This window comes from Paraburkholderia sp. GAS199 (assembly GCF_050436585.1).
GTDB lineage: Bacteria > Pseudomonadota > Gammaproteobacteria > Burkholderiales > Burkholderiaceae > Paraburkholderia.
The window spans coordinates 229,555-244,519 of record NZ_JBNDMM010000001.1; the positions used below are offsets into that span (position 1 = coordinate 229,555).

At 62.1% G+C, this 14,965-nt stretch carries 12 protein-coding genes; all 12 read right to left on the reverse strand.

From position 1 onward, the window contains the following. Positions 1–57 precede the first annotated feature (57 nt). Positions 58–1,215 (reverse strand): alanine racemase, encoded by a 1,158-nt coding sequence (gene alr, locus P3T18_RS00980; protein WP_429298039.1) that lies wholly within the window; start codon positions 1,213–1,215, stop codon positions 58–60. Positions 1,216–1,234: 19 nt separating this feature from the next. Next, positions 1,235–3,085, reverse strand: a complete 1,851-nt coding sequence (locus P3T18_RS00985; protein ID WP_429298040.1) for a hydantoinase B/oxoprolinase family protein — start codon at positions 3,083–3,085, stop codon at positions 1,235–1,237. After that, positions 3,082–5,205 (reverse strand): hydantoinase/oxoprolinase family protein, encoded by a 2,124-nt coding sequence (locus P3T18_RS00990; RefSeq protein WP_429298041.1) that lies wholly within the window; start codon positions 5,203–5,205, stop codon positions 3,082–3,084. The genes P3T18_RS00985 and P3T18_RS00990 overlap by 4 nt, the downstream gene beginning before the upstream one ends. 69 nt (positions 5,206–5,274) lie before the next feature. Further along, positions 5,275–6,423: a porin gene (locus tag P3T18_RS00995; protein WP_429298042.1), complete on the reverse strand. Its 1,149-nt coding sequence runs from the start codon at positions 6,421–6,423 to the stop codon at positions 5,275–5,277. Between the two features lie 199 nt (positions 6,424–6,622). After that, positions 6,623–7,456 carry an ABC transporter ATP-binding protein gene (locus P3T18_RS01000; RefSeq protein WP_429298043.1) on the reverse strand — a complete coding sequence of 278 codons (834 nt, stop codon included), beginning with the start codon at positions 7,454–7,456 and terminating at the stop codon, positions 6,623–6,625. Further along, positions 7,446–8,288: an ATP-binding cassette domain-containing protein gene (locus P3T18_RS01005; protein WP_429298044.1), complete on the reverse strand. Its 843-nt coding sequence runs from the start codon at positions 8,286–8,288 to the stop codon at positions 7,446–7,448. The genes P3T18_RS01000 and P3T18_RS01005 overlap by 11 nt, the downstream gene beginning before the upstream one ends. Then, positions 8,285–9,256: an ABC transporter permease gene (locus tag P3T18_RS01010; RefSeq protein WP_429298045.1), complete on the reverse strand. Its 972-nt coding sequence runs from the start codon at positions 9,254–9,256 to the stop codon at positions 8,285–8,287. The genes P3T18_RS01005 and P3T18_RS01010 overlap by 4 nt, the downstream gene beginning before the upstream one ends. After that, a complete protein-coding gene (locus tag P3T18_RS01015) occupies positions 9,253–10,188 on the reverse strand; it encodes an ABC transporter permease (protein WP_429298046.1) in 936 nt (311 codons plus the stop codon). The genes P3T18_RS01010 and P3T18_RS01015 overlap by 4 nt, the downstream gene beginning before the upstream one ends. Before the next feature lie 7 nt (positions 10,189–10,195). Then, positions 10,196–11,734 carry an ABC transporter substrate-binding protein gene (locus tag P3T18_RS01020; protein WP_429298047.1) on the reverse strand — a complete coding sequence of 513 codons (1,539 nt, stop codon included), beginning with the start codon at positions 11,732–11,734 and terminating at the stop codon, positions 10,196–10,198. Positions 11,735–11,905: 171 nt separating this feature from the next. Then, positions 11,906–12,547, reverse strand: coding sequence for an isochorismatase family cysteine hydrolase (locus P3T18_RS01025; protein ID WP_429299012.1), 642 nt, complete (start codon positions 12,545–12,547; stop codon positions 11,906–11,908). Positions 12,548–12,770: 223 nt separating this feature from the next. After that, on the reverse strand, positions 12,771–13,853 hold the full coding sequence (locus tag P3T18_RS01030) for a LacI family DNA-binding transcriptional regulator (protein ID WP_429298048.1): 1,083 nt from the start codon (positions 13,851–13,853) through the stop codon (positions 12,771–12,773). Between the two features lie 198 nt (positions 13,854–14,051). Beyond that, positions 14,052–14,957 carry a LysR family transcriptional regulator gene (locus tag P3T18_RS01035; protein WP_429298049.1) on the reverse strand — a complete coding sequence of 302 codons (906 nt, stop codon included), beginning with the start codon at positions 14,955–14,957 and terminating at the stop codon, positions 14,052–14,054. Positions 14,958–14,965: the final 8 nt, after the last annotated feature.

Sequence of the window (14,965 nt, forward strand, 5' to 3'; positions counted from 1 at the left end):
GAGGCATCGCTCCCAACACCGCCCCATCCCAATCAACATCAGCCAAGTACGGCCAAATCAATCCTTCACCCCTGCACTAACATGCGGCAACCCCCTCGCCAGTCGCGGAATCAACTCCATGACCGGTAGCCGCAGCGTCTGCGCCATCTCGTCGATCGTGATCGACTGGTCGCCGTCCTGCCCCAGCAGCGTGACCACACTCCCCGTCCTCGCCTGCCCGATCTCGGTGATATCGATCACGGTATGCTGGAAAGAGCGGCGTCCAAGTAAAGGAGCGCTTTGCCCGTGCACCAGCACGCGACCCAGCGGCGGCACATGATTCAACCCGTCCCAGAAACCGATCGGCACGACGCCGATACGCACATCGTGTTCGAGCTGGATCGGCTCTGCATAGCCAATCCCGAGCGTGGACCCGGCTCGATGCTCCTGCACATGAATGATGCGCCCGCGCACGGCCCGCAACAGAGGACGCAGCGGCGCGCGGGCCATCCAGTCCGCGTCCAGCGCACCGTAGAGCAGACGCCCTGGATCGACCGCGTGATACGCCAGATGGGGATGCGCGAGCATGACCCGCGAGCTTGCCAGCATCGTTATCAAGTCGTTGAAGCCCGCGGCACGCGCATCGGCAAGCGCCGCGTCGAACACGCCAGCCTGCCGGCGTGTTACATCGTCGTTCTCCGGTGAGCTGAGGTGCGTGTACACGCCTTTGAGCCGTACTGTTTTCTGATTGCGCAGCACGTCAAACGCACCTTGCCATTGCGAAGGCAGGAAGCCGAAGCGTCCGAAGCCCGGATCGATCTCCAGGAACGCATCGACCGCGACGCCTGCGTCGATGAAAGCATGCAGGCTTTCCCGACTCTGGATCGTCACCGTCAGTCCCAACGCGGCAACCTGCGCCGCATCCTCGGGCAATGTCGCGGCAAACAGCAGGATGTCGCGGTCGATCCCGGCACGGCGAATCGCGACGCCCTCTTCCGGACTCCCCACGCAAAAGCCATCGACGCCCGCCTGCGCCGCCAGCCGCGCAACCTTCGCGGCACCGAAGCCGAATCCGTCGCCCTTACAGACAAAGTAGATTTTCGTGGCCGGCCCCACCCGTTCACGCGCAACCGCCAGATTTGCCGCAATGGCGCCATCGTCGAGCTCGGCCCAACTGGGACGCAACAGGCGCACACGTTGCGCGTCGCAAACTGGATCGAGGATTGAAGCGCACATGGGTATCACTCCATGGTGGTCAGAGTTCGCCGATAACCGCGGCATCGGCACCGATCGACTGCAGGAACAGCGCCTCCTGCCTCGCGACGTGTTCCTGGCCGGACAACGTCTGAAGGCGCGTTCGCATCTCGGCGGTGCGCTGCTCGTCGACCTCGTGCGTCGCACCGTCGAACACGACGCCATACACTTCGCGCGCCATCTGTTCCGTGATGCGCTCGTCCAGCACGTCTTCACGCACGACCTGCGGCGCACGTGTCAATGGATCGCCATGACCCGCGCCGCCCGCCGCGAGATGGCAGAAGCGATCGCCCTTGCGAAGCGGCGTTACGGTGCTCGGCATGGTCGGCAATAAGGTGCTGTGGCCGTCACGGGTCAGCAGATTGAGCGACGGCGAGCCGCTCAAGCCGCCATGCGAACCCGACGGCCGATGCACGCGGCGGTCCGAGCGCAGGCCGAGCAAGGCGTCGTCACTGCGCAATTCATAGGCGCGACGCATGGCGAGGCCGCCCCGATGCCGGCCGGCGCCACCCGAGTCGGTGACGAAGCCGTACTCGGTGATTTTGAGCGGCAGACGAGCCTCGATCAGTTCGACCGGCTGGTTCGACAGATTGCCGAGCGGATTCGCAATGCCTTCGCAGCCGTCGTTGCGACCGCCGCCCCAGCTGCCGAGCACGCCGTCGGTAATCAGCCAGTTGCCGCCACGCGCACCGCGCTCGTCATCCGGGTGCCGCCCGGAGATCGACACCACCGAAGGGCCGCCTTCGCCGAGCGCCGGGATCGTGTCCGGCACGATCTGCGCGAACGCGCCCTGCAGCACGTCGAACATGCGGTAAGCGATGATCCCGCGCGCGGCGCAGGCAGCCGGTTCCACCGGATTCACAATCGAGCCGCTTTCCGCGTAGACCTGCACGGGTCGCGAAAACCCTTCGCAGTTCGGCACATCGACGCCGATCGCGCAGCGCACCGCCGCATACGCAACCGATTGCGTGGTCGCGAACGGGCCGTTGATGGCACCCTGCACCTGTGCATCGGTGCCGGTCCAGTCGATGCGGATCGTGTCGCCGGCCACCGTCACCGTGACGCGAAACGCGATCGGCACGGGCGTGTCACCGAGGCCATCGATGAAATCTTCGTAACGGTATTCGCCGTCCGGCATCGTCCCGATGGCCTGGCGCGTCAGGCGTTCGGCGTAGTCGTGCAATGCCTCGACCAGCCGTCCGAAACCGTCCGCGCCGTATTTGTCGAGCAATTGCACGAGGCCGCGCTCACCGGCCTTGCACGAAGCCACCTGTGCGCGCAGATCGCCGCGCAACTGACCCGGCATACGCGAGTTCGTTTCCAGCAGCGTGACGAGCGCGTCGTTGACCGTGCCGGCATCGCTCAACTTCATCAATGGAATTCGCAAGCCTTCCTGATAGATTTCCGTGGCGCCGATCGCCATGCTGCCCGGCGCCATGCCGCCGATATCGGCGTGATGGACAATGGTCGCAACATAGCCTTCGATACGCGAGCCGTAAAACACCGGTTGAATCAGATACACGTCCGGCAGATGCATGCCGCCCGACGTGTATGGATCGTTCATGATGTAGATGTCGCCGGGTTTGCCGGCTGTGCCGAAGCGACGCACCACGGTCTCCATCGCGGCGGGAAATGCGCCGAGGTGAATCGGCAAGGTCAGACCTTGCGCGATCACGCGGCCGGCGCGATCGAACACCGCAGTGGAGAAGTCCATCGAATCACGCACGATCGGCGAATACGCGGTGCGCAGCACGACGAGCGCCATTTCGTCGGCAATCGACCCGAGCGCGTTCTTGACGATTTCAAGCGTGATGGCATCCGTGCCGGCCGAAGCGGTTTGCTGGGTAGTCATACGGATTGCTCCAGAAACGTGATGACGATGTTTTCGTAGGCATCGAGACGCGCACCGGCATTCGGCGGCACGACACAGGTCGAGTCGTATTCTTCGACAATCAGCGGGCCGTTCATCGGCGCGGCGCGCAGATCGGCACGCGAGATCACGGGTGTGTCCATGAAACCGTGGGTCTTGCCAAAATACGCCCGGCGCCGCGCCGGCGCGTGCGCGCGCAGTGAATCTGTCCGGCTTCCGCCGGCGCGTTGCGCGTCGTAGGCGCGGTCTTTCTGCGAGCGCAGCGACCCCACCGCGCGCAGATTGACGAGCTCGATTACTTCGTCCGCGGACGCATGGCCGTAAGTGCGCTCGTGCTCCGCATGAAACGCGGCGGCGATCGGCGCGATGTCGAGCGGCTCACCAGCGCGCCATTCGATCGGCACGGTCAATTCGTAGGCCTGCCCCGTGTAACGTAAATCCAGCGCGCACGTTACGGCGATATCGTCGAACGCATTGCCTTCGGCCGTCATGTCCGCCGTGGCCCGCGCGACCAGATCTTCGAGCGCGTTGCCCAACTCCAGTTCTGCGGAATGATCGAGGCGGCAGAACATTGTTTGCATGAACTCGTGTTGTGTCGACGAGAACAGCAGACCGAGTGCGCTGAACACACCGGGGCTCGGCGGCACGATAACGGTCTTCATGTCGAGCAATTCGGCGATGGCATGGACGATCACCGGACCATTGCCGCCGAAAGCGAACAGAGCGAATTCGCGCGGATCGCGTCCGCGATACGTCGACACGGCTTTCACCGCACGCGTCATAGTCGAGGCTGCGATCGAGAAAACGCCATACGCGGCTTCGTACAGATCCGTGTGCGTAGGGTCGGCGATCTGCGTGCGCATGGCGTCGAGCGACTTGCTCTGATTGATGCGCAATTCACCGCCGGCAAGAAACTCGGGGTTCAGGTAGCCGAGCGTCAGCACAGCATCGGTGAGCGTCGGAATCGTGCCGCCCGCGTCGTAGCACACGGGGCCGGGCACCGAGCCCGCCGAATCCGGGCCGACCTTGACGAGGCCGCCCGCGTCGATACGTACCAGGCTTCCGCCGCCCGCGCCGATCTCCGAGACGTCGATGAACGGCAGCTTGACCGCATGGCCGCCGCCCTTGACGAGCTTGCTGCTGACATTGATGCCTGCGCCCACCTCGTATTCGGTCGTGCGCGCCGGCTCGCCCTTCTCGATAATCGCCGCCTTCGCGGTGGTCCCGCCCATGTCGACCGTAATGCAATCGGCGTATCCCGATGCGGCCGCCACCGAAGCGCCCGCGATCACCCCGGCCGCCGGCCCGGACTCGATGATCGTAGCGGGCTTTTGCATCACCATGGCCGCGCTCATCACGCCGCCGTTCGAATGCATGATCTGCACGGGCCCAGTCATGCCGATACTCCGCAGCTTGTCGATGAGTGAATGCAGATAACTCACCACCACCGGCCCGAGATACGCATTCACCACGGTCGTGCTGGTGCGTTCGTATTCGCGGATTTCTGGAAGGATTTCGTGCGAACAGGTGAGATAGACAGTGTCGCCGAGCACGCCACGCAGCAATTCGCGAATGCGGATCTCGTGTTGCGGATTCGCGTACGCATGAATCAGACTGATCGCGACGGCTTCAATTTTTTCGCCGGCAATACGTCGCGCGATATCCAGCACCTGTACGTCGTCGAGCGGCGTGTCGACCGAACCGTCGGCGAGCAGACGTTCGTCGACTTCATAACGATGCCGGCGTTTCGCCAACGGCTCGGGCTTCTGATACGCAAGGTTGTAGAGCATCGGCACGCGCAAACGGCCGATCTCGACGACGTCGCGAAAACCACGTGTGGTGATCAGCGCGGTGCGCGCACCTTTGCCTTCAAGCACCGTATTCGTGGCAACCGTGGTGGCGTGGACCAGCTCGGTAATCTGGCGCGGTTGCGCGTCGAGCGAATCCAGCAATGCCTGCAGGCCCGCGACGATCGCAATGCCATAGTCCTGCGGCGTGGACGAAACCTTCCTCGTATGAATCACGCCGTCATCGCCGATCACGACGATATCGGTGAACGTTCCACCGATATCGACACCGGCTCGGTAAAGTCTTTCAGTCATTACACACCTTGCTTGTTAGTCGATGCGGCACAAACGCGTTGCCGGTTTGCGCCGGTCAATGCAGTGCTGCTAGAACTTGTGCACGAGTCCGACGCTGACCACCGTCTGGTTCTGTCCGGAAGAAGGCAGCATGGTCTGGACCTGCGAGGCCAGCATGCCGTTCGAGGTCGCCGGCAACGGGCCGCCCGTAGGCCGTGGAAAACCGCCGCCTGCCGCGCGCAAATAGATCACTTCCGTATAGATGGAGGTGCGCTTGGACAGGAACTTGTCGACCAGCAGATTGACCTGATGCCAGTGCACCTGCGTAGGCCCACCCGGACCACCGGTGATGTCGTCACTGGTGTAGGTGTAGGCCATGCCGAAGAACAGTGTCGGGTCGAGCGTGAAACGCGCGTTCGCTTCGTAGTTGTTGAAGCGATAGTTGATGCCGCTCGTGAGCGTGGTGCCGACGTTGTTGTAGATCGCGTTGCTGTACATCAGGCTCAGCTTGGCCGGTCCGATGACATACGACGCACCGATGCCCGCAATCTGTTCGCGTTTGGACGTGATCGGGGCATCGCAACAGGTGATGGCGCCGTTGGTGTTGACGTTCGCCGTGGTATTCACGCCCGGCTCGTCGTAGAGCGAATATGCCGCCGCAATCGAAAAGGCGCCCTGTGAATAGATGCCGCCGACCGACCACATACGGTTGTTCGCGAAGGCGCCTGGCGCATTGCTGAAGGCGTACATGGCCGTGCCGGTGAAGCCCTTCAGATTCGGCGAGACGTACTTGATGGAATTATTGACGCGCAGATAGTCGTCGGTGTTGTCGTTGTCGTATGGGTGGGAGAACATCACGCCGCCCCACGCCCCGTTGGACGTCATCGTCTGCAACGTGCCGACAATCGCGTCGTACTGGCGGCCGAACGTCAGCGTGCCGTAGTCCGCATTCGCGAAACCCACGAACGCCTGGCGTCCGAACATACGGTTGTTCTGACCGAGCGAACCGTTCACCGGACTAAAGCCGTTCTCCAGCGTGAAGATCGCCCGGGTGCCACCGCCCAGGTCCTCAGCACCTCTGAGCCCCCAGCGGCTGCCGTACTCGCCGTTGCCGGTCAACTGCACGGCACTGTGACCGCCCTGATTCGACGACCAGGTGATCGCCTCGTTGATGATCCCGTACAACGTGACCGAACTCTGCGCATGAACGAGACCGCTTCCGCCCATGAGAGCCGCCATGATGAATAACTTTTCCTTCACCGCTCTTCTCCAAACATGGAATCGCGACACCCCGGTCGGCTAGCGATCGATTGATGATAGCAAATGAATCGATTCACCACGGTTTTAAAAAAATATCCCGAGGTGGGTCGGCTCACTGCTTGACCCGGATCTTCTTCACTACGACTTAAAGCGCCTGCCGGAGTCAGTGCTTTGACACCTACTCCGGACCCACCCCGGCGGAATGCCGACCGATGCCCTTCGGTATGGCCGCCAGCAACTCCATCGTGTATTGCTCGCGCGGCTCGAACAGCACCTGATCCACGGCACCCGCTTCTACGACACGCCCTTCCCGCATCACCACCACGCGCTGGCACAACTCACCGACCAGCGCCAGATCGTGGCTGATCACGACCAGCGAGACGCCCGCGCTCTGGTGAAGCTCGCGCAGCAGCCGGATAATCTCCGCCTGGATCGACACGTCGAGTGCAGACGTCGGTTCATCGGCAACGACCAGTTCCGGACGGCGAGCGAGTGCCCGCGCGATACCCACGCGTTGACGCTGACCGCCCGAAAGCTGATGCGGATAGCGCGCCAGCACGAATGCCGACAGCCGCACCATGTCGAGCAATTCACGCACTGGCACGCCGTCGTGGCCGATGGCTTCGGTCAGCGTCGTGGCAATCGTCTTGCGTGGATTGAGCGAATTCGTGGTGCTTTGAAACACCATCTGCACGCGCTGACGAAACGCCGCGTTCTGCGTACGCGTCATCGTGTTCAAGGCGTCGCCCCTGAAATGGATGGAACCTGTCGTCGGCTCCGTGAGGCCGACCATCATGCGCGCGACGGTCGATTTACCGCTGCCGCTCTCGCCGACGATGGCAAGCGAGTCGCCTTTCACCACTTCCAGCGTCACGCCCGATACGGCATGAAAGCGGCGCCGGTTGAACATCCGCTCCAGCGGGGACCGCGCCAGCGCATACGATTTACCGACCTCGTCGAGCGCGAAGATCGGCTGCGCAGCGAGAGCAGCATTCGGCAGATTAGAGAGCATGGCGCGGTTCCTCAGGTTGACGGCGGCTTGCCTCGCGTGTAACCGGCAAACGCGGAATGCTTGCGATCAGATGCCGGGTGTAATCGTGTGCGGGCCGCAGAAAGATGTCCTCCACCGGTCCGGCTTCGACCACGTCACCCTGCTTGAGCACGACGGCGCGTGAACACAGCTCCGCCACCAAATCGAGATTGTGCGTGATGAAAACGAGGCCGAGATCCATCTCACTCACGAGTTTTCGCAGTAACTCGACGATTTGCGCCTGCACGGTTACGTCGAGCGCGGTGGTGGGTTCGTCGGCCAGCAACAGCGCCGGCTCGCAGACAATCGCGGCGGCGATCATCGCGCGTTGCTTCATGCCGCCGCTCAATTCATGCGGATACGCCCGCGCGGTGATGCGCGGATCTTTGAAGCCGACGCGCGCGAGTACCGCATGCACTTCGTCGCGTATCGCGCTGCCACGCAGCGGACGGTGAGCGCGGATCACGTCGGCGAGTTGCGCGCCAATCGTGAAAGCGGGGTTGAGCGCCGTCGCCGGGTCCTGAAAGATCATGGAGATGCGGCGGCCACGCAATGCCCGCATGCGCGCCTCCGACGCACGGCCCAGGTCTTCGCCGTCGAGCACGATTCGCCCGCCGCTGATACGCCCCGCGTTGCCGAGCAAACCGAGCACCGCCAGCGAGGCCACACTCTTACCGGAACCCGATTCGCCGACGAGACCGACCGCATCGCCGCGTCCCACTTGCAGATCGAGCCCATGCAGAACTTCGGTCTGCGTCTTGCCGGAACCGAAGCTGACGCGCAGATTTTCAATCGATAGCAGCGGCTGGTTCATAGCGACGCTCCCGGCACATTGGCCGCACGTGCATTGCGTCGCCGCGGATCGAGAATCGTGCGCATCGAGTCGCCGAACAGATTGAAGGCCAGCACGCTGACGAACACGGCCGCGCCTGGGAATGCCGATACCCACCAGTTGTCGGTAAAGACCAGTGCGCGGGCGTCCGAAAGCATCGCCCCCCAGCTCGGTGTCGGCGGTTGCACGCCGAGCCCGATGAAACTGAGCGACGCTTCCACGATGATCGTCACGCCGAGCAGCAACGTCGCCTGGATCAGCACAGGCGAGACGATATTGGGCAACACGTCGGACAGCATGATGCGCACACCGCCCGCTCCTTGCAGCACGCGCGCCGCCACATACTCCGCCTGCGACTCGGCCTTCGCGAGACTGTGCGTGAGCCGCGCGAGACCCGGCGCGTACAACACACCGATCAGCAGCACGAGTTTGGTTTCGTTCGAAATCGTCAAGATGCCGAGATGCAGCGTGTCGGTGCCGGTAATGCCAACCAGTGCGATCGCCCAGATCAGCAACGGAATCGAGGCGAGCACTTCCATCAGTTTCATCAAAGTCTCGTCGAGCCACGAGCCGGCCTTGTAGCCCGCCACGAGGCCGATGCCGGTGCCGAGCATGAGACCGATTGCCACCGCGCACAGCCCGATGGAGAGCGACGCGCGAGCGCCCCAGATCGTGCGGCTGAGAATGTCGCGGCCGACCTGATCGGTGCCGAACCAGAATGCCGCGCCCGGCGCTTCCAGACGATGTTCGATATGGAGTTGCAGCGGATCTTGCAAGGGCAACCACGGCGCGCTCACCGCGACCACGATCAGCAATACGATTGTCACCAGACCGATTGCACCGGCCGGTTCGCGCATCAGCGCGCGCAGCAGGCGAGCGGCCGACGCGAGCCATGTGCCGAGCGCATGCGGTTTGCGCCGTACGTTCGATAAGGATGAATCAGCCATCATGTTCTGTTCGCCTTCGGGTCGAGATAAGCATGCAGCACATCGGCGCACGTGTTCGACGCGATGAAGATCGTCGTGATCACGAGCACGATGGCCTGCACCGTCGGATAGTCGCGCTGGAAGATTGCCGTGAGCAACGCACGCGAAACGCCCGGCAGGTTGAAGATCTGCTCCACGATCAAGGCCCAGCCGAACATGTAGCCGTAGCTCATCGCGGCTGTGCTGACCAGCGACGGCAACGCGTTTTTCAATGCATACAGACGAATTCGCGACGGCGACAAACCGAGCGCTCTGGCGGTGCGCACGTAGTCCTGCGAAAGTGCGTCCACCATGTTCGCCCGCACCAGACGGCTCAACACGGAGATGTAGTACACGGACATCGTCAGCACGGGCAACACGAGCGCCAGGAGATGCGAGGCCATGCCGTCCGACCAGGGCGTCAGGCCGCCCACCGGAAACCAGCCGGTCTTCAACGCGACATAGCGGATCAACAGCAGTCCGAGCCAGAAAGACGGCACCGATAACCCAACGATTGCCACCGCTCGCAACAGATGGTCCGTGCCGCTGTTCTCATTTAATGCCGCCACGGTGCCGAGCACGATCGACACCACGACTGTCAACACGAAAGATAGCGTGACGAGTTCGACCGTATTAGGCAGCGTGTCGGCGATTTGCGGGCCGATCGGATTGCCGGTTGCGTACGACTTGCCGAAGTCGAGCGCGAGCGCACCGTTCAGCCACCGGCCGTACTGCGCGACGACCGGCCGGTCGAGCCCGTACTGATGATTGAACGCGGCAACCTGTTCAGTGCTCGCGTCGCTGCCCAACGTCAGGCGCGCGGGCGAAACAGGTGTCGCGCGGCACATCGCGAACAATAGCGCGCTCACCACCAGCAGCACGAGTACGGAAGAAAACAGTCTCGAAACGCCTTTCATAGCGACCTCATGCCTTCGCGAGGGAAACGTTGTCGAGCTTCAGTGAAAAGCCGGTGTTCACCTGGAAATCCTTGACGTTGCTGCGCCACAGGTTCTGCACTTCCAGCGCACCGATCCAGACGGCAGGACAGTCGCGCGCCAGCACCTGCTGAATCTTGCCAAGGACGGGTTTGAGCGCAGCCGGGTCGTCGATCAGGTAGCTGTCGTCGATCAGCTTCAGCAGTTCGCTGCTCTCGTAACCGCTCGCCTTCCAGAGACTTTCACTGGGTCTGAACAGCGCGTTGAGCAGATACGTCGGCTCCGGCGGCGCGATGAAACCCGTCAATGCAGCGGCGTGATTGCCGACCAGCACCTGCGAGATCATCTGGCCAAAATCGAGCGGACGCAGATTGACGCGCACGCCCAGCGACGCCAGTTGCGCCTGAATAAAAAGTGCCGTCGACGACGTGTCGATCAGATAGGCTGGCTGCACATACAGCAGATCGAACGACGCACCGCTCGCGTACTTCGAGCTTTTCAACGCTACCCGCGCCTGGTCCAGATTGAACGCGAGGCTCGAAGCAGCGCTCGCGTCGTACCATGGCGAGTCCGGCGCAAACGGCATGCTGCTCGCTTTCACGGCGCCGTAGCAAAGATCGCGACACACCTTGGTGCGGTCCAGCACGAGCGATACGGCGCGGCGAAACGCGGGATCGTCGAACGGCGCCTTGCGGTTGTTCAGGCACATCATCAGCGGGCTGGTTGGCGAAGGACGGCTGTCGCCCGCGAGACCTGCCGACGTACGGATCTGCGCGAAGGTCTGAGCCGGCGGCGCGCTGATGATCTGCGTCTGGTCCGACATGAGCGAGGCAAGCCGCGACGACTCTTCGGGAATGATGCGGAACACGATCTTGTCCCAATGCGGCTCGCCCTTGCCCCAATACGCCGGATTGCGTTTCAGTTCGACGAAATCGTTGGCCTTCGACTGCACAAAAATTGCCGGCCCGGTACCGACGCCGATCGGCGTCTGCTTGAAGTAGTCGGCCGGATGCTGTTCACGACTGCCTACCGGAAAAATACCCGTGTACTTCGACATGTAGTCGAGCAACGGACGGTAAGGACGCTTGAGGCGAATCACGGCGGTGTGCGGGTCCGGCGCCGCGACCGACTCGATAACCGTCCAGAACGGCCGGCGGAATGCCTTGTTCGCAGGATTCAGCACGTAATCGAAGCTGTATTTCACATCGGCGGAGGTGAACGGCTGACCGTTCTGAAAACTCACACCGCGTTGCAGATCGAAGGTGTACGTCAGTTTGTCGGACGAAATGGTCCATGCACGCGCCAGTTGCGGCACACGTTGACCACGCGCGTCGATGCCGACCAGGTTCTCGAAGATCAACTGGTTGATCGCCATCACGTCGTGATTCGGCTGGTTGATCGGGTCGAGCGTTTGCGGATTGCTCGGAATCGCGACCGACAGCACGCCTGCCTGGGCCGCGAAAACGCGGCCTTCGAACACGAACGGCAGGGAAAGCCCCGCGATGCCCGCGGCGCCCGCACGAAGCACTTGTCGTCGCCTGCTGCTGAAAGTCATGAAATCCTCTGTTTTTTCAGTGCCGCTGGATTCGTCACATTCGGTGAATCGATTCACAAACAATAGTGAGGTTGGGGCGGCGAGTCAACTTTTCAAAAATATCGGAAACCCTGGCTGACGTGTCCAGGCCGTTTTGCTGTGGGCCTAAGCGAGCAGCAAAGAAGCGTCGGCGAGCGACAGCACCGTAGTGCGCGAATCGAATGCCGTGGAGAAAAGATGATCGTGCACGACCTGATCCGGGTCGTAACAGCAATCCTTCACCGTGTATAAGCGGAAGTCCGCGTCACTCGCATAGGCGACCGACGACAACACCACACCCGTCGACGCGATGCCCACCATGATCAAGGTGTCGATACCCTGGGCGGAAAGTCGCGCCGACAGATCGGTGCCGAAGAACACGCTCACGCGATGCCCGATGATGAGCGGTTCGCTGGCCAGTTGCCCTAACTCCGGGGCAATTTTGTCGTCGATGAAAAGACCGAGTTGTTTGAGTCCCTGGCCGTTCTTGTTCAATGGGCTGACTTCCGGATAGCCCGGACTGAACTGGATCTTGGCGAAATAGACGCTGACGCCTTTGGCGCGCGCGGCATCGCACAAGTTGCGCGTGTTGGCGAGCAGCGTGGGCGCAACCGTTGGAAACAGTCCCAGTATGTCAGTCTGATAATGCATGACGACGAGCGCAGTCTGCGCCGGCACGATCGCCGGAAGCGGCGCGCCCACGCTCTGCGCCGACGCGGCGCTGATTCCGCCGTCTCCGCAGCCATCGAGACCGAGTCCGGTCGCCATCGCACCGGCCAGCACGCCCGCCGTTTTCATAAACCGTCGACGGCCTGTGCGACCGCCCTCCTCGCGATTGTCCAGCCCCGACTGTAACCCGTTTTCCCTGTCACTCACAGCGCACCTCGAGTTTTGGTGAATCGATTCATTTACACGATGTACGCAATGTCCGCAGCGAAAAATCCGCTGTCAAGCCACTTCGTGGCCGGATAAACCCTGGGACAGAAACGGGTTAGCGCTTTTTGCGCCGTGCAAGACTCGGGGGTGCGCCACACGACTCGCGCACGATCATCCGCATGGGATGTTTCGAGCGGCGGATACCGGACGGTGCGGATCCGTTGATCAGTTGCAACATCATGTCCGCCGCTTCACGGCCGACATCGCGCGGATTTTGCGTCACCACGGTCAAAGCCGGCGACGCGATGCCCGAATACTCGTGCTCGCCGATGGAAACGACCGACAGGTCGCCTGGAATCGACAAACCAGCCTCCCGCACGACTTCAAGCACGATGGCCACGTCGCTCAGCGTCGCGATGATGGCGCTCGGCCGTGCCGGACCAGTGAGGAGAGCGCGGCAAACGTCCTTGTTGAACGCGCTGGTACGCAGCACGAGCGCCGGGTCGGGCGCGATGCCGGCTGCCTCGCATGCGGCCTGATAGCCGCGCACCATCTCGCGGCCCACCCAGGTGTTTTCGTGGCCGGCCACGAGTGCAATGGCGCGATGACCGAGCGACGCGAGATAGCGTACGGACTGACGGCAGCCGTCGGCGTGGTCGGTCAGCACTGAATTGAATTCACCCTGTGCGTCGCGCTCCCATAGCACGACAGGCATGTTCAGGGTGTGCAGGAAGTTGAAATAGGAGGGCGTCTCGTCGTCGGAAATCGCGCCGATGAATCCGTCGATGCGGCGCTGCTTGAGGCTCGACAGAATGGCGCGCTCGCGCTCGAGATCGTAGTGGGAATTGGCGATCAGAATCTCAAAGCCGCTTGCCCGCAGCCGCTCTTCGGCCGCACTCACCATTTGTGCGGCGGTATGCTGGGTGATGTCGGAAATCAGACAGCCGATCGCACTGGAACTGCCCTTGCGCATGCTGCGCGCCACCACGTTCGGCACGAAATTCAACTCCGCCACCGCGGCGCGGACCGCCTCCTGAATGGCCGGCGCCACGTTTTCGCGGCCGTTGAGTACCCGCGAGACCGAGCCGACCGACACCTTCGCGAGGCGCGCGACGTCCTGCACGGTGGGCGAGCCCTGTGGGGATTTTCGGCTGCGCAACGCAGGTTGAGCGGCTTGGGTAGCTCTCTGTTTAGGCATGACGGAAGGCAAAAGGTCATCGACCGATTCTCAATGAATCGATGCATCGCGCCGATTATAGTGCGTTCGGGCTCCAACCCATGTCGGCGCGGGATCGAGGCACGGCAAACCTCCCTTCGTATAGATGAAAACGCATCTCCGGGATATGCGAAAAACAAATAGCATGTGAATCACGATCATCAACCTCGCGTCCCGCTTTCAACTCCCGCATGCATGAATGAGGAACTGCTGAAACGCCACTGCCGGCGTATCGAGCGTCGCGCCCTTACGCCATAACATCCCCGCATCCATTTGCGGAATCGCGTTGAGAATCGGTCGCGCGTCGATCCGCTTTCCTTCGAGCGACCACGGCCGAAACACCATGTCGGACAGAATCGTCACGCCGAAACCATGCGCGACCAGTCCACGCAGCGCTTCCATCGAACTCGTGCGAAACGCGATGTTCGGCTCGACGTCGTTCTGCTTCCAGTAACGCAGCGTGGACTGCTCGCCTTCGTCCACGGTAATCATGATGTACGGGTAACTCGCGATATCAGCGAGCGAAGGCGCATTGAGTTGCGCGAGCGGATGAGTAGGCGAAGTCCATAGCTGCCGACGCGAGCGGATCAACACATGATGCGCAAAACGCCTGACATTCTCCACATTCGACAGCAGCACGATGCCGAGATCGACACTTCCCGCCTGCACGGCCTCTTCGATCGCCTCACGGTCCAGGTCGTGCAGATCGATCGCCACGTCGGGGTAGGTTGCGCGAAAGCGCGCCATCAACTCGGGCAGAAAATAGCCCAGCACCGTGTATGAAGCCGCAATGCGCACGGTGCCGCGCAGATCGTGCGCACGGAACGGCGCCTTATAAACGGCGTCGCGCACCGAATCGAGTATGTGCCTCGCGTGGTTCAGGAAATCGTTCCCTTCCGGGGTCAACTTGACGCCTTGTGGCAGGCGCTCGAAGAGCCGCGTACCCAGGGTTTCCTCCAGGGCGAGCACCGCGTTGGTAATCGCCGATTGCGACACATGCTCAGCCGTCGCTGCCATCGAAAACTGACCACTCTGGGCTGCCGCCACGAAGTAACGCATCTGCCGCAGGGTAACGTCTTTAGACATGTGTTTTT